This window comes from Haematobacter missouriensis (assembly GCF_000740775.1).
Classification (GTDB): domain Bacteria; phylum Pseudomonadota; class Alphaproteobacteria; order Rhodobacterales; family Rhodobacteraceae; genus Haematobacter; species Haematobacter missouriensis.
Genome location: NZ_JFGS01000110.1, coordinates 1 through 567 on the forward strand (window position 1 = coordinate 1; position 567 = coordinate 567).

The 567-nt window shown below is 66.0% G+C and carries 1 protein-coding gene; it reads left to right on the top strand.

All coding sequences use genetic code 11. From position 1 onward, the window contains the following. Positions 1-476, top strand: a 476-nt coding sequence (locus tag CG51_RS18865; protein WP_035747695.1) for a CBS domain-containing protein, incomplete at its 5' end; no start/stop codon positions are given. Positions 477-567 lie beyond the last annotated feature (91 nt).

Here is a 567-nt window from a genome sequence, read left to right on the forward strand (position 1 = left end):
CCACCATCCGCCAACTGGTCGAGCATTCGGGCAAGGCCGGCACCCTGGAGCCGGGGATGCAGCGCCAGCTTTCGGGCCTGATTGATCTGGGCACGATCCCCGTCGCCGCGCTTCTCGCCGAGGGCGCCGATGCCGTGTGGGTCGGGGCGCAGGCGACCGCGGCAGACGTGCGTGCGGCCGGCCATGCCTCGGGGCATATGCGGGTCTTGATGGAGGGTCGTGGTGATGCTCCCAGGGTGGTGCATGTGCGGGACACGCTCTTGTTGGCCGATGATCAGCCAGTTGAAGCGGTGGCTCGCGCGGCGCATGTCCTTTCGCCGGCTACGCCGGTTTATGAGGCTCTTTCCCGGATGCGGGCGTCCAGCGTGCAGCTGTCCGTCGTGATGGACGGCAAGACCATGCTCGGGGTGATTACGCTCTCGGATATCATCAAGCGCGTCCTGCCGAGCAGCATGACGCTTGCGGCCGGAGAATGACGATGGACGAGTTGCGTCATGCGGCGGATGGCAAACGCGGGCCACATGTGCTGGTGATGCGCAAGCTGAAATCCCTCTGGCGGGGTGAGCT